This window comes from Woeseia sp. D3-10 (genome assembly GCF_055809415.1).
The window spans coordinates 3,579,187-3,600,901 of the sequence record NZ_JBVVTW010000007.1 but is presented as its reverse complement, the minus strand read 5'-3'; the positions used below and the strand labels follow the sequence as shown (position 1 = coordinate 3,600,901).

At 57.0% G+C, this 21,715-nt stretch carries 21 protein-coding genes; 6 read left to right on the top strand and 15 right to left on the bottom strand.

What is annotated here, in order from left to right:
• Positions 1-8: 8 nt before the first annotated feature.
• The gene (locus AC0L8N_RS16430; RefSeq protein WP_473669125.1) at positions 9-563 is read left to right on the top strand and encodes a GNAT family N-acetyltransferase; all 555 of its coding nucleotides are present in this window, start codon (positions 9-11) and stop codon (positions 561-563) included.
• A 7-nt stretch (positions 564-570) separates the two neighbouring features.
• Here the strand turns inward: AC0L8N_RS16430 and sppA are convergent, their stop codons facing one another.
• From sppA to AC0L8N_RS16375, 11 genes are all read right to left on the bottom strand, one after another.
• Entirely contained in the window at positions 571-2,424 is a 1,854-nt protein-coding gene (gene sppA, locus AC0L8N_RS16425) for a signal peptide peptidase SppA (protein ID WP_473669123.1), read from the bottom strand.
• A 51-nt stretch (positions 2,425-2,475) separates the two neighbouring features.
• Entirely contained in the window at positions 2,476-3,726 is a 1,251-nt protein-coding gene (locus AC0L8N_RS16420) for a TRAP transporter large permease (RefSeq protein WP_473670201.1), read from the bottom strand.
• The gene (locus tag AC0L8N_RS16415) at positions 3,726-4,250 is read right to left on the bottom strand and encodes a TRAP transporter small permease (RefSeq protein ID WP_473669121.1); all 525 of its coding nucleotides are present in this window, start codon (positions 4,248-4,250) and stop codon (positions 3,726-3,728) included. Before AC0L8N_RS16415 ends, AC0L8N_RS16420 begins: the two co-directional genes overlap by 1 nt.
• Positions 4,250-5,323 carry a TRAP transporter substrate-binding protein gene (locus tag AC0L8N_RS16410; RefSeq protein WP_473669119.1) on the bottom strand — a complete coding sequence of 358 codons (1,074 nt, stop codon included), beginning with the start codon at positions 5,321-5,323 and terminating at the stop codon, positions 4,250-4,252. Before AC0L8N_RS16410 ends, AC0L8N_RS16415 begins: the two co-directional genes overlap by 1 nt.
• A gap of 42 nt (positions 5,324-5,365) precedes the next feature.
• The gene (locus AC0L8N_RS16405; protein ID WP_473669117.1) at positions 5,366-6,232 is read right to left on the bottom strand and encodes a TRAP transporter TatT component family protein; all 867 of its coding nucleotides are present in this window, start codon (positions 6,230-6,232) and stop codon (positions 5,366-5,368) included.
• A gap of 139 nt (positions 6,233-6,371) precedes the next feature.
• Positions 6,372-6,716, bottom strand: a complete 345-nt coding sequence (gene rplS / locus AC0L8N_RS16400) for a 50S ribosomal protein L19 (RefSeq protein WP_068616097.1) — start codon at positions 6,714-6,716, stop codon at positions 6,372-6,374.
• Positions 6,717-6,772: 56 nt separating this feature from the next.
• Positions 6,773-7,522, bottom strand: coding sequence for a tRNA (guanosine(37)-N1)-methyltransferase TrmD (gene trmD, locus AC0L8N_RS16395; RefSeq protein ID WP_473669115.1), 750 nt, complete (start codon positions 7,520-7,522; stop codon positions 6,773-6,775).
• Between the two features lie 3 nt (positions 7,523-7,525).
• Positions 7,526-8,056 carry a ribosome maturation factor RimM gene (gene rimM / locus AC0L8N_RS16390; protein ID WP_473669113.1) on the bottom strand — a complete coding sequence of 177 codons (531 nt, stop codon included), beginning with the start codon at positions 8,054-8,056 and terminating at the stop codon, positions 7,526-7,528.
• Positions 8,057-8,083: 27 nt separating this feature from the next.
• Positions 8,084-8,341: a 30S ribosomal protein S16 gene (gene rpsP, locus AC0L8N_RS16385; RefSeq protein WP_473669111.1), complete on the bottom strand. Its 258-nt coding sequence runs from the start codon at positions 8,339-8,341 to the stop codon at positions 8,084-8,086.
• A 195-nt stretch (positions 8,342-8,536) separates the two neighbouring features.
• On the bottom strand, positions 8,537-9,907 hold the full coding sequence (ffh, locus tag AC0L8N_RS16380; RefSeq protein ID WP_473669109.1) for a signal recognition particle protein: 1,371 nt from the start codon (positions 9,905-9,907) through the stop codon (positions 8,537-8,539).
• Between the two features lie 161 nt (positions 9,908-10,068).
• The gene (locus AC0L8N_RS16375) at positions 10,069-10,836 is read right to left on the bottom strand and encodes an MBL fold metallo-hydrolase (protein WP_473669107.1); all 768 of its coding nucleotides are present in this window, start codon (positions 10,834-10,836) and stop codon (positions 10,069-10,071) included.
• A 161-nt stretch (positions 10,837-10,997) separates the two neighbouring features.
• On the opposite strand from AC0L8N_RS16375, the gene AC0L8N_RS16370 reads away from it, so the two are divergent.
• Together AC0L8N_RS16370 and AC0L8N_RS16365 are read left to right on the top strand one after the other, a co-directional pair.
• Positions 10,998-11,801 carry a cytochrome C assembly family protein gene (locus AC0L8N_RS16370; RefSeq protein WP_473669105.1) on the top strand — a complete coding sequence of 268 codons (804 nt, stop codon included), beginning with the start codon at positions 10,998-11,000 and terminating at the stop codon, positions 11,799-11,801.
• Positions 11,802-11,892: 91 nt separating this feature from the next.
• Positions 11,893-13,185: an HlyC/CorC family transporter gene (locus AC0L8N_RS16365; RefSeq protein ID WP_473669103.1), complete on the top strand. Its 1,293-nt coding sequence runs from the start codon at positions 11,893-11,895 to the stop codon at positions 13,183-13,185.
• A gap of 4 nt (positions 13,186-13,189) precedes the next feature.
• Here AC0L8N_RS16365 and radA read toward each other — a convergent pair whose 3' ends face one another.
• Positions 13,190-14,536 carry a DNA repair protein RadA gene (gene radA / locus AC0L8N_RS16360; RefSeq protein ID WP_473669101.1) on the bottom strand — a complete coding sequence of 449 codons (1,347 nt, stop codon included), beginning with the start codon at positions 14,534-14,536 and terminating at the stop codon, positions 13,190-13,192.
• 206 nt (positions 14,537-14,742) lie between these two features.
• Here radA and AC0L8N_RS16355 point away from each other — a divergent pair, with 206 nt between their 5' ends.
• The 3 genes from AC0L8N_RS16355 (at position 14,743) to AC0L8N_RS16345 (ending at position 18,552) form a co-directional block, all read left to right on the top strand.
• Positions 14,743-16,839, top strand: a complete 2,097-nt coding sequence (locus tag AC0L8N_RS16355) for a protein kinase domain-containing protein (RefSeq protein ID WP_473669099.1) — start codon at positions 14,743-14,745, stop codon at positions 16,837-16,839.
• Between the two features lie 25 nt (positions 16,840-16,864).
• The gene (locus AC0L8N_RS16350) at positions 16,865-17,692 is read left to right on the top strand and encodes a Stp1/IreP family PP2C-type Ser/Thr phosphatase (protein WP_473669097.1); all 828 of its coding nucleotides are present in this window, start codon (positions 16,865-16,867) and stop codon (positions 17,690-17,692) included.
• A 62-nt stretch (positions 17,693-17,754) separates the two neighbouring features.
• Entirely contained in the window at positions 17,755-18,552 is a 798-nt protein-coding gene (locus AC0L8N_RS16345) for an FHA domain-containing protein (RefSeq protein ID WP_473669095.1), read from the top strand.
• A 26-nt stretch (positions 18,553-18,578) separates the two neighbouring features.
• On the opposite strand, the gene alr is transcribed toward AC0L8N_RS16345, so the two are convergent.
• The 3 genes from alr to rplI form a co-directional block, all read right to left on the bottom strand.
• Positions 18,579-19,685 carry an alanine racemase gene (gene alr / locus AC0L8N_RS16340; RefSeq protein ID WP_473669093.1) on the bottom strand — a complete coding sequence of 369 codons (1,107 nt, stop codon included), beginning with the start codon at positions 19,683-19,685 and terminating at the stop codon, positions 18,579-18,581.
• 37 nt (positions 19,686-19,722) lie between these two features.
• The gene (dnaB, locus tag AC0L8N_RS16335; protein ID WP_473669091.1) at positions 19,723-21,120 is read right to left on the bottom strand and encodes a replicative DNA helicase; all 1,398 of its coding nucleotides are present in this window, start codon (positions 21,118-21,120) and stop codon (positions 19,723-19,725) included.
• 121 nt (positions 21,121-21,241) lie between these two features.
• Complete coding sequence (gene rplI, locus AC0L8N_RS16330; protein ID WP_473669089.1) at positions 21,242-21,691, bottom strand: 50S ribosomal protein L9; 450 nt, start codon at positions 21,689-21,691, stop codon at positions 21,242-21,244.
• Between the last annotated feature and the right edge of the window lie 24 nt (positions 21,692-21,715).

Below are 21,715 nucleotides of genomic sequence, written 5' to 3'. Positions count from 1 at the left end.
ACCTCCTCGTGTTACCGGTACTCGAAACACCGCGACTCATCCTGCGCAGTTTTTCATTGGACGATGCGGTCGCCGTTACCGAGCTGGCCGCCGACAACCGGGTCGCCGACATGACCCTGAATATTCCGCACCCGTACGACCTGTCGATGGCCGAAGAGTGGATCGGCACGCACACGAAACACCTGGCCAACGGTGAACAAGTGGTCTTCGCGGTGACTCTCAAGAGTAATCACTCATTGATCGGCGCCATTAGCCTCGGTATCGAGCAAGCCTTCCGGCGCGCCAATCTGGGATACTGGATAGGTGTTCCCTGGTGGAATCAGGGCTACGGCACTGAAGCCGCGCGCGCTGTCGTTAACTTCGGGTTCGCTGAGTGCAAGCTGCACCGGGTGCACGCGTCGCATCTGGCACGCAATCCGGCATCGGGCCGGGTCATGCAGAAGCTCGGCATGCAACATGAAGGCGTACAGCGCGAGCACACGTTCAAGAACGAACGTTACGAAGACCTGGTTATCTACGGTCTGCTGCGATGGCAATGGCAGCACACCGAAGACGACCGCTAACCCACGCTTAATCAAACTCGCAAAGGCAGTGCGCGTAGACCCCGCGCGGATCATCGAAACGCGTCAACGGTCGTAACGTGTTCTCGACTAACGCAGCAACGCGCTGCACCGCCGTAGGTTCCCGTCGAAAATTGCCTATGTCCATGCCGACTGCCTGCGCGCCGCCCAAAAACTGCAGCGCCAACAACTCGGCAGGACTCAGTTCGGGCTCAAAATAATGCAAGCCATATTCACCTTCAGGCAATGATGCGAGCTCGGCAGCTACCGACACGGCGTATTCGAAGTCGCCGATCTCGTCAATCAGTCCATTGTCCAGTGCATCCCGCCCGGTCCATATCTGACCTTGCGCAATGCGGTCGACGGCCTCCTTGCTCATTCCACGATGGTCTGCAACGTAGCTAATAAACTGGTCATAGCCATCATTGATGGTCGCTTGTGCAATACGCTTCGATTCCGCGGTCATTTCCCGATCAGCCCTGGCAGTACCGGCCAATGCACTGGTGCCAACTCCATCGGTATAAACGCCCAATGCCGCCAGCGAACGCTGAAACGTCGGGTACATGCCGAAGATGCCTATGGAGCCGGTAATCGTAGCTTCAGACGCGATAATCCGGTCCGCCGCCATTGATATCCAGTAACCACCCGAGGCGGCGGAACTGCTAAAAGATGCAACCACAGGTTTGCCCGCTGCTTTTAGCGCAAGCACTTCGTGGCGAATAATCTCTGACGCAAAACTGCTGCCACCAGGACTGTCTACCCGCAAAAGGACCGCTTTGACCTCATCGTCCAGACGAGCACGCATCAACAGTTCAGCGGTGGACTCGCCACCGATCGTGCCCGGCGACTGATAGCCATTAAGGATCTCGCCCGAGGCTACGACGATCGCAATCTTGTTCGGCGAGTTATCCACAGCGTCCAACAAGCGCATTTGCGCAACGTACTCGCTCAGTCCCGCCGCGCTATAGCCCAGCGCGCTCTCGTCGTCGCGTCCAGCCAACGCGGCAATCCGTTCCCGCAACTGCTGACGGGTCATTTGGTCATCCACCAGACCCGCACTGACCGCGAGTGTCGCGACAGTGTTACCCGGCTGTTCCAGTTTCGCCGCAAGACTCGCCATCCACTCATCAAGGCTATCGGCCGGAACTTCGCGAGCGCTACTTATCCCGTCTTTGTAAAGGCTCCAGAGCTGCCCCAGTATTCGACTCATCGAACTGCGATCGGCATCGGACATGTCGTTGCGCGTGTACGGCTCAACGAAAGACTTGTGAGTACCGACTCGGAATACATTCCAGTCGATTTTCAGCTTGTCGATGGCGTCTTTAAAGTAATTTGTATAAATGCCATACCCTTGCAGGCCAAGATAGCCCTGCGGGTGTATGTAGACCTCGTCTGCGTGCGCCGCCAGGTAATACGCCGTCTGACTGTAGAAATCGGCGTGGGCAATCACGAGCTTGCCAGATTCACGAAACGACGTCAGTGCATCAGCGATTCGCCGCGCTTTGCTGAGCCCGCCACCACCAAGCCCGCTGAGATCCAAAACGACCACTTTGATACGTGGGTCATCCGCCGCATAGTCGAGAGCGGCAATAACATCGCGGACCAGAATCTGCGGCGCGACATCATCCATCAACTCGGCGATGGCGCGATCAAAGGGATCACCCTCAAGCTGTTCGACAAGATTGCCGTACAGCGGAATCTGCAACGCCGCCTTTGCCGGCAATGACGGTGCACTTGACGACAATGCAGCGACGATAATGGAAAAGACAAACAGCAGCACGATCAGGTGCAGGACTTTGCGCACGCCATCAATGGCGTGCCAGATCGCGGCAAGGCCCCGTACCAGTACGTTCCTATCAGACACGGACAACACTCCTGACACTCAGTACAACCGCCCCTGCGAGCATCGCCCGCATCAAAGGAGCAACAACGAGAGATCGGACCAGTAAGTAATAATCAGTACCGACAGCATCAGGATAAGCAGGAACGGGAAAGTCGCTGCGTATACCGTCATGATCGGCTTTTCAAAGCGATAGCTGGCAATGAACAAGTTCAAGCCCACCGGCGGGGTCAAATATCCCAGTTGCATCGCTGCCAGGAATACGATGCCGAGATGCACTTCATCAATGCCATACATCGATGCGATAGGCAAAATCAGCGGCACCACCAGAACGATAGCGGAAAAAATATCGAGTATGGCACCGAGTACCAGCAGGAAAATCAGTAGTAATGCCAGAAAGCTGGCCGGGCTCGAAACCAGCTCGGTGACTATCGACAGCAATTTCTGCGGCACACCCGCATCGATCATGTAATTGGTAGAGGCCAGCGATACGCCAAGAATGATCAGTATTCCGCCCACCAGCAACATCGACTCGCGCATTACTTCGGGCAATTTACGCAGCGATATCTCGCGCAGAATAAACACTTCTACTATCAGGACGTACAGCGCCGTAATCGCGGCGGCTTCTGACACCGCAAAGTACCCGGAGTAAATCCCACCGAGCACAACCACCGGCAACGGCAGTTCCCATTTGGACTCCCACAACGCACCGCCAACTTCCTTCATCGAGAAGGATGCCAATGGTTTGCGGTTGGCACGGTTCACCCACAGGCTCCAGCCAGACAACATGGCGAGCATTAACAGCCCAGGCAAAACTCCGGCACGAAACAAATCATCAATAGATACTTCTGCGACGATGCCGTAAAGAATCAGCGGCAACGACGGTGCGAACAAGAGCCCCAGACTTCCTGAGGTGGTTACCAAGCCTAGATTGAAATTGTCGGGATAACCGTCCTGACGCAACGCCGGGTAGAGAATCGCGCCCAACGCGATAATCGTCACGCCGGATGCACCGGTGAACGCAGTAAAAAATGCACATGCCGCGAGTGACACCAGTGCCAGACCACCTGGCATCCAACCCAGTAATGCACCGGTAAGGCGAACGAGTCGCCGAGGGGCATTGCTTTCGCTCAACAGGTAGCCGGCAAACGTGAACAAGGGAATAGCCGACAGGAACGGCATGCTGGCGATGCCGAGCACTTCGATGGCAATCGCCATCAAGTCTATGCCCTCACGATAATAGCCAAGCATCGCACTGCCCGCGATCACCGCAAACAACGGCGCGCCAATGACCGCGAGAATCACCAGCAGTATGCTCAGCGCCATCATTGCTCAGGGCTCGACAACAACATGGAGCGCATGAGTTGCACTGCTTCATGCAGCATCGACAATAAAAAGCGGTAGCTCATCAAGCCAAACGCGATCGGCACGATGCTATGAGCGACCCACGCGGGTGTATCAACCAGCACGGTATCGCCAAATTCATGGGACAGCTGGACGAAGCGAAATGACTGCCATGCCAACAGCCCGCAAATACCGGCGGCAAATCCTTCGGCGATAAACATTGGCAGACGCGCAAGGCGTTTCGGCATGAAATGGGAGAGTACATCGATACGCAGGTGACGTCCGCTACGACTGGCCGCTATCGACGCTATCAGTGCAATCCACAACACCATCAGCTTCAGTAGTTCGTCGACCCAGACGAAACCAGCGCTGAAGAAGATTCGCATGACGATCTGGCCGACGGCCAACAGCATCAAGCCACCCAGCAACAACACCAAAGCAGCGTTTTCAGCAGCAGTGCCGAAGCCCTCCAGCTGCCCGAGCAGGCCCCGCGGTCGATCAGGCATCAGCGCGACCCGATACTCGCCGTACCCGTGTCGTCAGCACTGCCACCGGACGTCATGCCAGCCGCTTCGCCATTTTTCTCTCGGTAGTCGCGCAAGTGTTGCTGCATTTCGTCCAGCAATTCTGTAGAGAACATCCCGCGTTCAGCCATGTCGCGATTGTTTTCACGCATGATCGCACGGATTTTCTCGAACTCGCCATCACGCGGTTCGACGTTCTGCAAGCCAACGTTAAGCAAGGCATCGACTGCATTTTCCGAATCGGCCGCGCTGGCCTCATTCACCGTTGCGTAAATGCGCTTCAATACATCGTCAACGACGTGCCGGTCATCCGTCGATAGCTTCGCCAGCGCACGCTCACTGATGGCCATAAAGCCCATGGCATAGAGCACTGGCAGCTGGGTCACGAACTTCACTTTGGTGTGCCACTGCAAGGCGAGCGCGACCACCGGCGGGATCGCAACAATATCGATCAGCCCGGTTTGCAGACCGGTCAGGACATCTGTCATTGGCAACGCTACCGGCGACAACTCCAGCGCTTTCATCGCCTCGTAGCTGATCAGGTCACCTTCCGGTAACCAGACTTTTTTGCCCTTCAGGTCGTCGTAGCTACTAACCGGAGTGTTCGACATGACGATGGCGAAGCCACCACTGGCAAATCCGAACGTGTCGAAACCCAATTCATCAAAACCCGAGGCCAGCTTCTCATCCATGAAACTGCGCACATAGTCCACTTCATCTTCTGTTCTGAACACGAATGGCAAACCATAAATGTTCAAGTCCGGAAATCGTTTTTGAAAATCGGTAGGTGCGAATGTGCCGCCGTGCAGCTGACCAATCTGAATTTTGCGGAGAACTTTGTTTTCGTTGCCTTGCACACCGCCGGAATAGAATTTGAGCTGGACCCGGCCAGCCGTGCGCTCACGGATTTCTTTCGCGCCTGCGCGAAACTCGCTCATCCATTGAGAGTTTTCCGGTGCGAGCGTCGCAATTTTTATCTGAGTGGTTTGCGCAGTAGCAGCAGTGCCGACCATCAAGGCCAGTATGGCAAACAAATTGGCCATCGGGTTTCGCATCAGCTTCCTCCGTTGCGGCAACTGTCGATCGTTCGTTGCCGATTAAAAATAGTCGTCAGCGCTTTCAAGCAACGCCGCAGCATCCTGCTGTGCCAACACATTCGTCAATGTAAAACCATCAACCACCGGATCTGCCGCCATGACTTCCTGAAGCAGCCGATCATGTAGTTCGCGATCGTACATCAGTCGTGCATAACCGCGCGCGAATTCGAGTTTGACCGCAAGATCCTTGCCGCCCGTGAGCTCCACAGCGCGCTCGAAATGCGCCCGCCCTTCTTCGGGTTTGCCACCGAGTGCAGGTGGCCGCAAAGTTGCCAGTATGCCCAAATAGCTATAGACAGACGCAGCCGCCGTCGGTTCGCCGATATCGAGGTAGCGGGTCAACATGGCTTCCATGTGCGGCAACTCTGCCAAGGCGTTCCAGTCGTCGCTGTGCGCGCGGATCCAGGCCAGCGACGCCACCGAGTAGGCCAGCAGATATTCCGCGTTGCGCGGCTTTAGCTTATCCAATGTTTGCTCGAATGCTGTGAAGTCCATCTCCTTCCAGCTACAGGAAGGCGAGAAATTCAGGCAAAGGGCTTTAGCGCCATAGTTGCGGGCCCGCTCAGTCAAGCGAGCAGATCGCCCCGGCTCGGTCGCGAAAACGGCGCCGTACGACGCATACAACTGCGCCGCAGCGGCCAGCACATCGGGATTGTCAGGGTTGCCCTCGATAAAGCTGTCGAGCAGCAAAAGATAGGATGGCGCGCCATCCCGCACAGTTTGCGGGTCGTTTTGATTGAGGACGGCGGCGCTGAGATTGTCCGCAAAACCACTGGCGGCTGAGGAAACCAGCGATGCACAACCTGCAAACGACAGCGCCAGCGCGGGCAGCAGGCCGCGATAAAATAATGTCGATAGTTTGATCATGGCTCGATTGACCTCATTGGCAGGAATGAGTTCGGGTCATCAACCCCGGGCCACCATGATGCCGGTTGCCAGCGAGGCCGGGATACACCGTGCTATGGCTGACACCACAGCACGGCGATAACTCCGGTCGCAAGGCGAACTAGATCTTTTCCTTGATACGCGCAGCCTTGCCGGTGCGTCCGCGCAAGTAATAGAGCTTCGCGCGGCGTACGTCGCCGCGACGCTTCACTTCAATCGCGTTAACCACCGGGCTGTAGGTCTGGAATACGCGTTCGACGCCTTCACCGTGAGAGATCTTACGAACCGTGAATGACGAATTAAGGCCGCGATTGCGTTTGGCAATAACGATGCCCTCGAACGCCTGCAGACGTTCGCGCTCGCCTTCTTTAACCCGTACTTGAACGACCACGGTATCACCCGGTGCAAAATCAGGAATTTCCCGGGTGATCTGTTCGTTTTCGATCGCTTCGATTACTTTGCTCATCGTTCTCTACCTGCCGGCTTCAACGCCGCGTGTTTATTTTCAACAGAAACCGGACGCTAGCCGTCCACGTTATCCTGCTGCCGTAAATACTCATCGAGCAATGTTCGCTGCTCGTCCGTTAGCACTAGCCTGTCAATCAAGTCGGGCCGTCTGGTGTAGCTGCGCCCGAGTGCCTGCTGGTGTCGCCAGCGGGCGATTCGAGCATGGTCGCCAGACAGCAGTACCTCCGGTACCTGCCTTCCATCGACCTGTTCGGGCCTCGTGTAATGCGGGCAATCCAGCAAGCCCTCCATAAACGAGTCCTGTGCGGCTGACTCATCATCCCCCAACACGCCGGGCAACAACCTGACAACCGCATCAATCACTGCCATCGCAGCAATTTCACCGCCGCTCAGTACAAAGTCACCCAGCGACAATTCTTCATCGACGCAAGCATCAACCACTCGCTCGTCGATGCCCTCGTAGCGCCCTGCCAGCAATACCATGCCTGGCAACGCCGCCAACCGTCTTGCCGCCGCCTGGTCAAAAACCCTGCCCTGAGGCGACAATCCGATCACCGGGCTGTCGGCCGGCAAAGCCGCTTTGGCAACACCTATGGCCGCCGCCAGCGGCTCAAACTTCATCACCATGCCGGGACCGCCGCCGTAGGGGCGATCATCGACCGTACGGTGGGTATCGTCAGCAAAGTCGCGCGGGTTCTGCAGTCCAAGTGACAATTGCCCCCTGGTCGCTGCGCGGCCCACCACGCCGTACTCCGACACTGTGCTAACCATCTCGGGAAACAAACTGACGACTTGTATCTGCATCGTTCAGTCCCATTCCCAGTCGACGCTGATCAGGCGCTTGTCCAGATCAACATCGAGTACAAACTTTCGCATCACGAACGGGATTAACGTTTCCCGTTCACCGCGCACGACCATTACGTCGTGTTCGCCGGTTGCCAACATATACGCAACCTGGCCCAGCACCTGTCCGTCCTGCCGCCGTACCGTCAGACCTTCAAGGTCCGACCAGTAAAAATGCCCATCACCGGGGTCCGGCATTTGCTCGCGCTGCACACCAATTTCGGCGCCACGAAACAGCAAAGCCTCGTCGCGGTCCGTCACACCGTCAAGGCGGCCAACCAGCGATTTCCCTTGAGGCCGCCCTTCAGCAAACCGCGCAGCTCGCCATTCGCCGTCCTGTCGCAAGTAAAAATCGCGGTAGTCCAGCAGCGCTTCGCGAGGTTCCGTGTAGGAATTCAGCCTGACCCAGCCACGCACTCCCCAAGGAGCACCGACCTGGCCAAGAACGATCAGTTGCCGATCCTGCACGCGGCTATTGCTCTGTGCACCGGCCATAACCTGACCAGCGTGCCGGGCAATGCCTTAGCTGGCAGCCAATGCCTTGCGGCTGGCCTTGAGCAACGTCGAAACGCGGTCGGACGGTTTTGCGCCCTGACCCAGCCAGAAGTCCACGCGTTCGAGATCGATACGCAGGTTCTCTTCTTTTTCGGTACCGACCGGATTGAAAAATCCGACCCGCTCGATGTAGCGGCCATCCCGACGGTTACGGCTGTCGGTGACTACGAGGTGATAAAACGGCCGTTTCTTCGCACCAGCGCGTGAAAGTCGAATACTTACCATTGCAATTCCGTTAAAAGTTCAAGACAGGCAGACATGCCTACGCTCGGGCCCGGCCCGAGTAAAGCGCGCATTGTACGCATTTCAGCGGGAATGTGAAGCAATTCTGACGCTTACGCGGCAGCAGCGCCGGGCACCCGTTCGGCTTGGATGAAACACGCCACTTTCAGAATTTATACGTTTAACATCAAACACTTACTACCGAGGCGGTCCCATGCCGGGAGGCAGCCCGCCGCCGCCCATGCCGCGCATCATCTTCTGCATGCCGCCGCGCGACATCTTTTTCATCATTTTCTCCATCTGCTGATGCTGCTTGAGGAGTCGATTGACGTCCTGCACCTGCAAACCACAGCCGTTGGCAATGCGCCGCTTGCGAGACCCATTGATGGTCTTCGGAAAGCGCCGCTCGCCGGGCGTCATGGAATTAATAATGGCGACCTGCCGTTTCAGCTGTTTTTCGTCCGCGCCACCTTTCAGCGCGGCCGTATTGACGGAACCCGGTATCGGCAGCTTGTCCAGCAACGCCGCCATGCCGCCCATTTTCATCATTTGTTGCAGTTGGTCCCGCAAATCCGCCAGATCGAAGCCTTTGCCCTTCTTGAGCTTGCCCGCCAGCTTGCTCGCCTGCTCGCGATCGACCTTGCCCTCGATTTCTTCGACCAGCGACAACACGTCGCCCATGCCCAGAATTCTCGAAGCCATGCGATCTGGATGAAAAACCTCCAGGGCGTCGGTTTTTTCACCAACACCGATGAACCGGATCGGCTTGCCCGTTACCTCGCTGACCGACAGTGCGACACCGCCTTTAGCATCACCGTCTGTCTTGGTCAGAATCACGCCGGTCAGCGGCAGGCGCTCATTGAAAACGCGGGCCGAATTGACCGCATCCTGGCCAGCCATGCTATCAATCACGAAGAATGTTTCGTGTGGCTTGGCCCGTTCATGCACCGCAACAACTTCGTTCATCATGTCGTCGTCAACGTGCAGACGACCTGCGGTATCGACCAGCAATACGTCGACGTGGGTACGGCGGCTCTCGTCCAGAGCACGATCGACGATGGCGCGTGGTTCTTCGGAACTCTGACTTTCAATAAAACTTGCGCCAACTTCGGAAGCGAGCGTTTGCAGTTGCAATATAGCTGCTGGACGGTGCACGTCGACACTGACCATAGCGACGCGCTTCTTGTCTTTTTCGATCAGGCGGCGCGCCAACTTCGCGGCTGTCGTCGTCTTACCCGCGCCCTGCAAGCCGGCCAGAAACAGTACAACCGGAGGCTGTGCGCGCAAATCCAGCGGAGCGGTTTCACTGCCGAGGAGCGTAACCAGTTCCGCGTGGATGATTTTGACCAGTTCCTGGCCCGGCGTCAGGCTGCGACCGACGACCTCGCCGACCGCTTGTTCGCGTATCCGTTCAATGAACGTCTTGACGACCGGTAACGCAACATCGGCTTCCAGCAAGGCCAGTCGCACCTGCCGCAAAGTATCTTTGATATTGGCGTCGGTTAGCCGGCCTTTGCCGGTAAGGCTGCGCGCCGCCTCGGCGAGGCGACCGGAAAGATTGTCAAACATGGGTAAGAGGCCCGATCCTGCTGTGGGTTCAGCCGCGTATCAGTGCGACACGAAATATCCCGCTTAGCGGGGCAGTGGCAAGTGTAACGCGAAACACGGTCACTGAACTATGCCGACAGGCCGACCGCCAGACGAGGTTCGATACTCGATATGCCGGCGGCCTAGACAGTTATCGAGACACCGCTCGACAGCATGCGAATGCGCCTGTCTGGCATCTGTTCACGGACCTCGCGGAAAATGACCTCTTCATCACCGGGCTTCATCCCGGTCAGCCAAATGTCCGGGTCGTGGTTTAGCTTCTCGAGGTCGCGGGTTAGAGTACGTGGGCAATAGTGTCCCGCCATGTCGGCCAGTTCAGCGCGTTCATCAGGGAACGACACTTCGATCACCAACGCCTTTAGATTGGCGCTGGCATTGAGAACCGGCCACAAGGTCTGGTTCGTCTTGGTATCGCCACTCACCGCGAAAACACCGCCCGCATTTTCTACCGTAAAACCTATGGACGGCACCGTATGCTCGACACTGATCGCGCGAAAGTCGCGGTGTCCAACAGTGATAGTGTCGCCCGGATTGCATTCGTGGTATCGCAAGACGGGCTTTTCAGCAGTGGGTAGCTCGGCGAAGTCTGGCCAGATGACCCAGTTGAAGATATGGGTTTGCAATGCGGCGATGGTTTCGCGTCGGCCATAGACAGTCAACGGTTGTTCCAGACTATCCGAGAAAATGGCGTCCACCAGCATTGGCAGGCCGGCAATGTGATCGAGGTGTGCGTGCGTCAGGAATACATGCCGGATAAGACGAACCTCATCCAGAGCCAGGTCACCGAGCCCGGTTCCCGCGTCGATGAGCACGTCGGAATCGACAAGCATCGCCGAGGTCCGCGCGCCGCCACCTATTCCGCCATTGCATCCTAGAATTCGTATTTGCATGTTCGTTCATCATTACACAAGCCGCGCTGCAACGCGGCTGGTGTTTTACTTCAGCCCTTGATTACTTGCTGCTCGGCGCATTTTGAATCCAGGGTTCTAATGAACTGCACCATGTGGGATGATTCTTCGACGCAAACTAGGGTATCGCCTGTCGGGATTCTGTGTTTCAAATCACAATTCCATTGTTGTACATCATAGCCGGAATCGGCCTTGCACTGTCGCGCCTGCCACGCTTTGCTTCCCGCGCCCAGTTAATGGCAGTGAGCGCTTTCCTGCTGGCTTTCCTAGCTCTGATTTCGCACGCCCGCTTGCTCTACAGCATGACCGTCGTCGACGGAGGTCTGCAGCTGACTCTGGCCAACAGCGCATCCATAGTCGGAGTGCAATTGGCAATGATCAGTTTGCTCGGTTCGCTGGAAGTACGTTTGCGCGGACTTTGCGGGGGGCTGCTGCTGTTGGCGGGCCTGTTGTCGGCGCTTACCGGGGCGAGCGGCGCAAGCACTGAAATCGCCAGCGGTTGGCAATTGCAGGCGCACATTCTGATCTCGTTGTTCGCTTATGGCCTGCTCGCCGTCGGTGCGATCGTCGCAGTGTTCGGGCTGATACAGGAACGGCGCCTGCATTCCGGGCGGCTCGCAGGCATAAACCAGTTGTTCGCGCCGCTCGAAACAACTGAGCGACTGCTGTTCGGCATTTGCGCCGCGGGTTTTGCAAGCCTGTTGCTCGGCGTACTCTCCGGCTTCCTGTTTGTCGACAACCTGTTTGCACAACACCTCGTACACAAGACAGTACTGTCCATCGTGGCACTCGTTTTGTTCGGCGTCCTGCTGGCGGGTCGTTCGCTGGCCGGATGGCGAGGTCGCCGGGCTGTGACGTTGTACCTGTGGGGCTTTACCGTCTTGTGCCTCGCCTACTTTGGCAGCCGCTACGTACTTGAGTTCGTGCTCGGCCGACACTGGGGCTAAACGACCGCCAACTGTCGGGCCGCGTTTCTTGACAGCTGGGAACCAGCCTGATGAACTTCCTGCTTGCCCTGACTACTGAGGTGCTCATTCGTTGAGCAATGACGTTCCGCTAGGTGGCCTGATCGGGCTGCTGATAGTGCTGTTGCTACTTTCCGCGTTTTTCTCCGGCTCGGAAACTGCCCTGATGAGCCTCAATCGCTACCGCATGCGCCACAAAGCGCGCGGCGGGCACCGTGGCGCCATACTGGCCGAGCGATTGCTAGCCCGTCCCGATCGCCTGATCGGGCTGATTTTGCTCGGCAACAACCTGGTCAACTTCACCGCGGTTGCGCTGGTGACGCTCATTGCCCTGCGAATCGGCGGCGAACCTGCTGTCGCGATCGGCACAGTATTGCTGACGATCGTCGTGCTGATATTTTCAGAAGCAGCCCCCAAGACGCTGGCGGCTCTGCACCCTGAACGCATCGCATACCCTGCGTCGTTCATCTACTACCCGCTGCTGATTATTACTTACCCGTTTGTATGGCTGGTAAACGTTGCCTCGAACGCGTTGCTTTGGTTGCTCGGCGTACGCGACTCCGACAGCAAAATGAATTCATTGACCAGCGAGGAATTGCGCACCGTCGTGTTTGAAGCGGGCTCGTTGATATCGCGCAAGTACCGCAACATGTTGATCAATATTCTCGACCTTGAGAAGGTTTCGGTTGACGACGTCATGGTGCCGCACAATGAGATTGTTGGGATCGATCTCGACGACGATCTCGAGGAGATCGCTGCCGCCTTGAGCAACAGCGAACACACGCGTATGCCGGTATACCGCGACGATATCGACAACGTGATTGGCTTGTTGCACCTGCGCCGGTTAGCCGGTTTGCTGAACAAACCGTCGTTCTCAAAGGAAGACATAGAAGCGGCCGTTGTTGAGCCCTATTTTGTCCCCGAAGGAACGCCATTGAGCACGCAGCTCGTGCAGTTTCAGAAGAGCAAACAGCGTTTCGCTCTGGTTGTCGACGAGTACGGCGATATTCAGGGCATCGTGACGCTGGAAGACATTCTTGAAGAAATCGTTGGAGAGTTCACGACGGACCCGGCGTCAAGCACGGATGAACACATCGTGCGCGAGACGGCCACGAGTTTCCTGGTCAGTGGCGCAGCCAACATCCGGGAAATGAATCGGGTAATGGACTGGAACCTGCCAACGGACGGCCCAAAGACACTGAATGGCTTGATTCTGGAATACCTTGAAACCATTCCAGAAAATGGCACGGGACTGAAGATTAAGGGTTACCCGATCGAGATCGTGAAGACCGACGACAACCGGGTACAAACGGCCCGCATTCACGCCCGTCGCAGCAGTGATCATCCCCCCGCAAGCACACCCTAGCCCCTCAATCGAAGGCGTGTTCCAGCGCATCGGTAATTCGACTGATGGCGATAATATCCATGCCGGCAGGCGCGCGCTTTGGCAAGTTGGCTTTGGAGACGATAGCTTTTGTATATCCCTGCTTCGCAGCTTCCGCCAGTCGCTCAGTGCCGAATCTTACCGGGCGAACCTCACCCGCCAACCCCACTTCGCCGAACGCAACCATGCGTTCACTAACGGCCCGGTCACGCAAGCTCGAAACGATCGACAACAGAACCGGCAAATCAGCCGCCGTCTCGCTGATCCGGAGCCCACCGACGACATTGACGAAGATATCATCGTTGGCCAGCGATATGCCGGCATGCCGCTGCATGACCGCCACCAGCAGCGCGAGCCGGCTCTGATCGAACCCTTGGGCAACACGCTTGGGGTAGTTGCTCGCACCGTCGGCCACCAATGCCTGAATCTCGACCAGCAATGGCCTGCTGCCCTCCCAGGCGACTGACACCAGACTGCCGGGATTTTGCTGCAGCTCGCCCGTCAAGAATATCGCCGATGGATTTCGCACTTCCCGAAAACCGCCCTCTGTCATCGCAAACACACCCATTTCACTGCTTGCGCCAAAGCGGTTCTTAACTGCGCGAACTATCGTGTAGCGACTCGCGGGATCGTTCTCAAAATACAGTACGGTATCCACCATATGCTCGACGACTCGCGGCCCGGCAATTGCACCTTCTTTGGTGACATGCCCGATCAGAAATACGGCAACATCACGCTGTTTGGCAAACTGCACGATACGTCCAACGCATTCACGCAGTTGTGCGACCGACCCGGGTGCCGAGCTCAAGGCTTCATTGACCATCGTTTGAATGGAGTCGATGACAACGACGCGCGCGCCAGCAATCGCGATCTGTTCGAGTATGTTGTCCAGCGAGGTATCGGCCAGCAGCCGCAAACCAGACTCGCCCAGCCCCAATCGTCGTGAGCGTTCAGCAATCTGCCGCAACGATTCTTCACCGCTCGCGTAACAGACCGCCAGGTCACCCGGAAGGCGCGCGGCTACCTGCTGCAACAGTGTGGATTTCCCGACCCCTGGATCCCCGCCGAGAAGAACAACAGAACCGGGCACCAGCCCACCACCGAGCACCCGATCGAACTCTCCGAAACCAGTGGGAAAGCGCAGTTCTTCGTCATCCGTCACCTGAGCGACGAAGGACGGCGCGGCCTGTCCCGGCGGGCGCTCGCGACTGCCGCTCGGCACACTGATGGTTTCCAGCGTATTCCACGCATCACAGTCTGGGCATTGGCCCTGCCATTTCACACTTTGCGCACCACAGGATGCGCATACATAGGCGATTTTCGGTTTTGCCATTTACCTGTTCAACCGGTCGGCTTCGGGGGACGACAAGGGTAATGCAATTCAGCCCGGATTGGGCCTGCGAAATGCACCGTGACAGTGCCTTTTTGGAATGGCGAGAAACCCGCAGAAAGCGACAGACAGCCTCAAAAATGCCAACCCTATCTCACTAATTTTCTTTGCTATTTTCTATACTCGCGGAGACAGAACGAGAGCCTAAATTGGACAAAGAACAAAAAGACCACCGCGATCGCCTGATTGCCCTTGGATTCGTCAGCCTATTGCTGATCGTTATCTATGGGCCGGCGTCTGCCTGGTTCGTCGCCGCAGACCGCTTTGTTTTCGACCAGATCGCCACACATATCGAGCAGCCGTCGCCGGCCAACAGCCTCATCGTCTCGATCGACCCGCAAGGCCGATCCGCTGCCGAAATTGCGACTGACTATCAGAGTTTGCTGAAACTCGCTGGTCAGTACGATGCGTCCCGGATTGTCATGGCCAATCCGCCAGAGATCAAGACAGAAGCGGAACTGGCAACGTGGCAAACCCTGCTCAAGAGCGGACCGCCGGTGTTCCTCCCCAGCCGCCACGCACTGGCGCCAAGTGCCAGCCGTAGCGGCTACCTCGACCATCAGCAAGATCCGGATGGCATCCTGCGCCGGTCGAATCTCTGGTACCTCAATGACGGCCTGATGTCGCCGGCATTGCCGCTCGCAATCGCCCTGGCAAACCTCGACGAGCTGCCCGCTGCCAACATGGTTCGCAATGACGCCGTCATGTACGTCGCAAACTACGAACCAACTGCCCGGCTCTCAGCAAAGGAACTGCTGACATCCCGTGAACCCGGGCAACACCTTGCCGGCAAAACCGTCTTTATCGACGCCGACCCACCGCTCGTATCCGCTGCAGCGCAACTGCCTTCACGCCAGTACGTTACGCTCTCGGAAATCACCGCCACAATGCTTGGCAGCATCGAAAGTGGCCGCGCGATCACCGCTCCCAGCTGGTCCGGCGTAATGGAGTTATTGGCGCCGGCGGTACTCGCGGTCCTCGCCATACTCCTGCTACCCGGACACAGCCGCCGGCAAATTGTGCTGGCGACCGGCATCGCGATTCTGGCACTGATTGCAGTGGAGGCATTGCTGTTATCGGTCGCTCATACGCGTTTCGACCTGGGCCGACCAATTGTTGTACTAATGAGCGCTTCGCTGGTCAGTGCGTGGCTTGCCGGCGCTGTGCGCGATGCGGCAAGGGACGCGTTTCAGCGGGGCAGTGATTTCCTGTCGGCCGGTCGTCTGGAACCGGCATTCGCCGAATTCCGTCGCTGCCAACCCACGGAATCGCTCGCCAATGCCATGTACAAGTTGTCGCTTGCGTTCGAAGAACAGGCTCAACCAGAACGCGCTGAAGCCGTACTCGGATGGATGAAAGAGACTCAGGGCGCCACGCCGGCGTCCACGCAGAAGCTGAATGTCACCACGGGCGCGCCGCGACATCTCGGTCGCTACGTCATCGAAAAGAAGCTCGGCCGCGGCGCCATGGGAGCGGTCTACCTCGCTCGAGACCCCCGCATCAATCGAGCTGTCGCTCTCAAGGTCATCCCGATTGAGAAAGAATTCGAAGACGATGAACTTAAAGAGGCTCGTCTCAGGTTCTTCCGGGAAGCTGAATCTGCGGGCCGGCTGACGCACCCTAATATTATTACGGTCTTCGACTGCGGCGAAGACAAGCACCTCGCCTATATCGCGATGGAGTATCTGCAGGGCACGTCGCTGACCTATTTCAAAGACCCGAAGAAACTGCTGGCTCCGCGCAAGGCGCTGGAATTGTGCGCGCGGACCGCCGATGCGCTGGACTACGCTCACAACGCCGGCGTCATTCACCGCGATATCAAACCGGCCAATCTGCTCTACAATGCCCGCGAAGACATGCTCAAGATCAGCGATTTTGGGGTCGCCAGACTAACCGACAACAACCGGACCAAGACCGGTATAGTGCTGGGCACACCGATGTATATGTCCCCCGAACAATTGGGTGCAGAAACGCTTACGGGACATTCGGACTTATTTTCGCTTGGTGTTACTCTATACGAGCTGCTTACTGGCGAAGTGCCTTTCAAGGCTACGAATATTGCACTGTTGATGAAAAAAATTACGAGCGAGGACCCCGCACCGGTCTCCAACCGACGGCCAGGGGTACCACCCAGTGTTGATACAGTATTGTTTAAGGCCTTGGCAAAACGTCCCGAGGACCGTTTCGCCAATGGTGCCGATTTGGCCATGGCCTTGAGAAACTGTGCTAAGTACGCGTCGACCTGAGACGCGGTAGAAAAATAAGGCAACTATGACCCTTCGCGGCAAGATCAAATTGGCCGAGATTTCTGATACCGGCAAGGTGCGCGAGCACAATGAAGATGCCATCGGCTCGAACGCTGATATTGGCCTCATGGTGTTGGCCGATGGCATGGGCGGCTACAATGCCGGCGAGGTTGCCAGTGGAATCGCGGTTCAAACCATTACCGAGCTGACGGCCGAGGGCGCCGTACGCGAAGAACGCAACGCTCTGGACCCGAGCACGGGACTCATGCGCCAGACCATCGTCCTGCGTGACGCCGTTGCGCGAGCCAACAAGATTATTTACCAGACAGCCCAGAGCCAGACGCATTGCGAGGGGATGGGAACGACCCTTGTGGCCGCCATGTTCTACGACAATCGGGTATCGATCGCCCACGTCGGGGATTCGCGCGCTTATCGACTTCGAAACGACAAATTTCAGCAACTCACTCTCGACCATTCCTTGCTGCAAGAGCTGGTGGATCGCGGCTTCTATTCAGAAGAAGAAGCCCAGCGATCCACGAATCGCAACTACGTGACCCGGGCGCTCGGTGTCGAGCCAACGGTCGATGTTGAGGTCCAGGAATTCGACGTCCTGCCCGGCGACGTGTATTTACTGTGCTCTGACGGGCTGCCAGACATGGTCGAAGATGAAGATATTCACTTAACTATCAGCACGTTTAATGCTAGCCTTGATGTGGTAGGTCAACAGTTGGTACAGCTTTCGAACGAACACGGTGGGCGTGACAATATTTCCGTCATGCTCGCAGAAATCGTCGACTCGTTTGCGGCAAAGCGTGGACTCATGGATCGTATCTCCAAGCTGTTTCGCTCGTAGTTAGGCAGGGGTTTCCGGTGGCTCCCATCAGGTATCGGTCAATTAAGGAACGGCAATAAAAAATGGCACGTTTAATCCTCAGTCTCGACAGTCAGGTTCTCGCTGAATACAACATGTCCAAGGAGCGGTACACCATCGGCCGCCTCCCGGACAATGATGTGCGTATCGACAACCCTGCTGTTAGCGGGCACCACTCGTTGATCATCAACATCCTGAATGATTCGTTTCTCGAAGATCTGAACAGCACCAATGGCACTTACGTCAATGGCAAGCTGATCAAGAAACACGCGTTGCAGCACGGCGATGTGATCACGATTGGTCATCATCAACTGCGATTTGCCGATCAACAGGTGAACGAGCCGGAACAGGACGAATTCGAGAAAACCATGGTGATTCCTGCCGGCCAGCAGAACGCCGAACAGCTCGCCCGAGCTGAGAAAGCCGCAGAAGCGGCGGCCGCCGAACGGCAGGAAAAAGCATCGGGTGACAAGGTCGACGTTAAAGTCGACATCCCCAAACCCAGACCCGAACCGGCGCGACACGACCAAACATCGGCCGGTCTCGACCCGGCTTTGGCGCCCAGCGCGTTGCCAATGGCCAAATTGCAGGTTCTCAGCGGATCGTTCGCAGGCCGCGAACTTGAGCTGACCAAGGCATTGACGACCTTGGGTCGACCGGGCATTCAGGTTGCCGCCATTACCCGTCGCGCCGAAGGTTACTTCGTCGTCCACGTAGAAAGCGGCAAAGAAGGCGATTTCCCACTGGTTAACGGTCAACCGATTGGTCCGCAGGCCCGTAAGTTGCAGGATAACGACGTACTGCAGCTGGCCGGCGTCAAAATGGGCTTCTTCAACGCCTAAGCGCCAGGGCACGCCTCAGCGAGACACTACTTTCCGACCAACGGAGGTTCACGGTGCATGACACCGGTGACCAGCTGGTAAGGTATTGTTGCGGCGGCCCGTGCCACCTCCTCGACCGGCAATTCCTCGCCCCAAAGTGTTACGCGATCGCCGACCTTGTCGTTAGCCTCTGGACCCAGGTCAACCACGGCCATATCCATCGACACCGTGCCCGCCAAAGGCACACGGCGTCCGTTAACGAACACTGGCGTACCCGAGGGCAGGAAACGCGTGTAACCATCGGCATAGCCGGCTGCGATAACCCCGATAACGGTATCGCGAGACGCGGACCAGCGCCCCCCGTAGCCCACCCTTTGACCGACTGGCAAATGCCTTACATCGATGAGCTGGCTCTCGAATGTCATGGCTGGTCGCAAGCCGAGATCTGCACCTGAGCCACTGGCGAACGGTGAGATGCCATATAACGAGAGTCCCGGCCGAACCCACGTCGCACCCCGGTTACCCCAATACAGACTGTCTGCGACGTCGGCTTTAGTACTGAACAGGGCGGGAGAATTCGCCGCGCTGACATCGCCATCAAACCCCTTGCTGGCACGCTGAAAACGTTCTTGCTGCAGCGCTGTCAGGGAATCCAATGGATCATCGGCACAAGCAAAATGCGTCATCAAACGGATATCTGCGACCTGCGGCGAGGCGCGCAAACGCGTCAGAACAGTCGCCACATCTTCCGGTTGGAAGCCAAGGCGGTGCATACCGGTATCGATTTTCAGCCAGACGGTAAAGGCTGACCCTGCTCCGGGACCGTCCAGTAGCGCGAGCTGCGCGTGGCTGTGCACCACGATTTCACACCGACAAGTTGCCGCGCTCTCTAGTTCGTTTGGGTCAGAAGGCCCCGCAAGCAGCACCAGCCGCTGATCTATGCCGGCTGAACGCAGCGCTTCTGCTTCGCACAGGCGGGCGATCGCGAGCCCGTCCGCAGCAGCCAGTGCCTTGGCCGCGGTAAGTAAGCCGTGGCCGTAAGCGTTTCCTTTGACAGCTGCGAGAACCTTCGCGCCTGGAACCAATTGACGAATAAGCTCAAGATTGTGGCTCAGAGCACTGGGCGATATGTGCGCCCGGGCACCTCGGGTCACGAATAAACCCTGCCCGCTGCTCTCGACGCGTACCGCATCAGGAGTAACCCTCGTCCATGTAGTGTTCCGGCACCCAGTTCTCGAACTTGGTGAAACGACCCACGAACGTCAGCGGGAAATCACCGATAGGACCGTTACGTTGTTTCGCTATGCAAATATCTGCAATACCTTTCCGCGGTGTGTCCTGGTTGTAGACCTCTTCACGGTAGATAAAGATGATCAAATCCGCGTCTTGCTCGATGGCACCCGACTCGCGCAGATCAGACATCACCGGCCGTTTGTCGGTGCGTTGCTCCACGCTGCGATTCAACTGTGACAAAGCGATTACCGGCAGCTCCAGCTCTTTGGCGAGCGCTTTTAGCGAGCGCGATATTTCAGAAATCTCTGTCGCCCTGTTCTCTGCAACGCCGGCGACTTGCATCAACTGCAGATAGTCAATCACGATCAGGCCGAGGCCGTGTTCACGTTTCAGGCGTCGTGCACGAGCACGGATCTCAGTTGGTGTCAGTGCCGGAGTGTCATCAATATAAATCGGTGCATCGGACATCAATTGCACAGCAGTATTGATTCGCGACCAGTCTTCATCGGGAAAATTGCCGGTCCTGAGGTGCGACTGATCTACCCTGCCGAGCGAAGAGATCATACGAAATGCCAGCTGCTCTGACGGCATCTCCATAGAGAATATAGCCGTGGGTACTTTGCCGCCGATTGCCGCGTTCTCAGCAATATTAACGGCGAAGGTTGTTTTACCCATCGAAGGTCGGCCGGCAATGATGACAAGGTCGCCTTTCTGCAAACCGGCGGTCATCTTGTCGAACTCGTGGTAGCCCGTCGAAATTCCGGTGACATCGCCATCAGACTGATGTAACAGATCAATTCGATCGACGGTCGCCGGCAGGATATCTTTCAGTGCCTGGAATCCAGCCTTGCCTCGCGCGCCTTTCTCCGCGATCTGGTAGACCATGCGCTCCGCTTCATCGACCAGTGTCGAAGCGCTTCGGCCATCTGTCGTGTAAGCATTGCCGCTGATTTCATTGCCGGCATTGATCAGTGCCCGCAAGGTCGCACGTTCGCGCAGAATTCCGGCATAGGCACGAACGTTGGCGGCGCCCGGCGTTTCATTGGTCAGAGTCGCCAAATATTCCAGACCACCCGCCGATTCAAGCTCGCCACGGTTATCAAGAAATTCGGAAACGGTAACGACATCGCAGGGTTGACTGTGCTCAACCAGACTGGCGATCGCCGTAAAAATCAGGCGGTGATCTTTACGGTAAAACTCTTCGGCAACGACAAGATCAGCTATCTTGTCCCAGGCAAGGTTGTCGAGCATCAGGCCGCCGATCAGGGACTGTTCAGCCTCAATGGAATGTGGCGGCATCCGCAACCGCTGCTCGATTTCATCAACCGGCATGCCGTCATCCAGCGCTCGCACCATCGACCTGTACCCTCCTGCCGCCGCGCGATAGCGGATAGCTATCGCGCCGGAATTACCCGCGTAAGTCGTCTACCAAAGGTATCACAGAGCGCCGCTAAGCTGGGGCGCCCCCGGGTACAGCTTACTCGTCGCCAACAACCCGAACTGTGATATCGACGTTAACCTTGGTGTGGAAATGCAGGCCGACAGTGTGTTCGCCAACATCGTGGATCGGGCCGTCTGCCATGCGAATTTCAGCGCGAGTAACTTCAATATTGAGCTTCTCGAATGCCTGCTCGATATCGATCGGGCCGACTGAACCGAACAGCTTGCCTTCCGAGCCGACGTTCGCGTGAATTACCAGCTCCATCCCTTTGACCAGGTCCGCTCGCTTCTGCGCCGCGGCAAGTTCTTTCGCCGCAGCTGCTTCCAGCTCAGCCCGACGCGATTCGAACTCTGCCATATTTTGCTTGGTGGCTAACGCCGCCTTGCCCTTAGGCAGCAGGAAATTGCGACCATAGCCCGGTTTCACGGTGACCAAGTCGCCGATGTTGCCCAGATTCTCAACATTGTCCAGCATGATTACGTTCATCGTTCAAACCCTGTATTTACGTGT

Bases quoted from the DNA above. Each gene is read 5' to 3' on its own strand.
- rpsP (WP_473669111.1), bottom strand. From the start codon at position 8,341: ATGGTAAGTATTCGACTTTCACGCGCTGGTGCGAAGAAACGGCCGTTT.
- trmD (WP_473669115.1), bottom strand. From the start codon at position 7,522: ATGCAGATACAAGTCGTCAGTTTGTTTCCCGAGATGGTTAGCACAGTG.
- rplI (WP_473669089.1), bottom strand. From the start codon at position 21,691: ATGAACGTAATCATGCTGGACAATGTTGAGAATCTGGGCAACATCGGC.
- AC0L8N_RS16420 (WP_473670201.1), bottom strand. From the start codon at position 3,726: ATGGCGCTGAGCATACTGCTGGTGATTCTCGCGGTCATTGGCGCGCCG.
- AC0L8N_RS16345 (WP_473669095.1), top strand. From the start codon at position 17,755: ATGGCACGTTTAATCCTCAGTCTCGACAGTCAGGTTCTCGCTGAATAC.
- AC0L8N_RS16415 (WP_473669121.1), bottom strand. From the start codon at position 4,250: ATGCCTGATCGACCGCGGGGCCTGCTCGGGCAGCTGGAGGGCTTCGGC.
- AC0L8N_RS16375 (WP_473669107.1), bottom strand. From the start codon at position 10,836: ATGCAAATACGAATTCTAGGATGCAATGGCGGAATAGGTGGCGGCGCG.
- radA (WP_473669101.1), bottom strand. From the start codon at position 14,536: ATGGCAAAACCGAAAATCGCCTATGTATGCGCATCCTGTGGTGCGCAA.
- ffh (WP_473669109.1), bottom strand. From the start codon at position 9,907: ATGTTTGACAATCTTTCCGGTCGCCTCGCCGAGGCGGCGCGCAGCCTT.
- AC0L8N_RS16410 (WP_473669119.1), bottom strand. From the start codon at position 5,323: ATGCGAAACCCGATGGCCAATTTGTTTGCCATACTGGCCTTGATGGTC.
- AC0L8N_RS16405 (WP_473669117.1), bottom strand. From the start codon at position 6,232: ATGATCAAACTATCGACATTATTTTATCGCGGCCTGCTGCCCGCGCTG.
- AC0L8N_RS16350 (WP_473669097.1), top strand. From the start codon at position 16,865: ATGACCCTTCGCGGCAAGATCAAATTGGCCGAGATTTCTGATACCGGC.
- dnaB (WP_473669091.1), bottom strand. From the start codon at position 21,120: ATGGTGCGAGCGCTGGATGACGGCATGCCGGTTGATGAAATCGAGCAG.
- rplS (WP_068616097.1), bottom strand. From the start codon at position 6,716: ATGAGCAAAGTAATCGAAGCGATCGAAAACGAACAGATCACCCGGGAA.
- rimM (WP_473669113.1), bottom strand. From the start codon at position 8,056: ATGGCCGGTGCACAGAGCAATAGCCGCGTGCAGGATCGGCAACTGATC.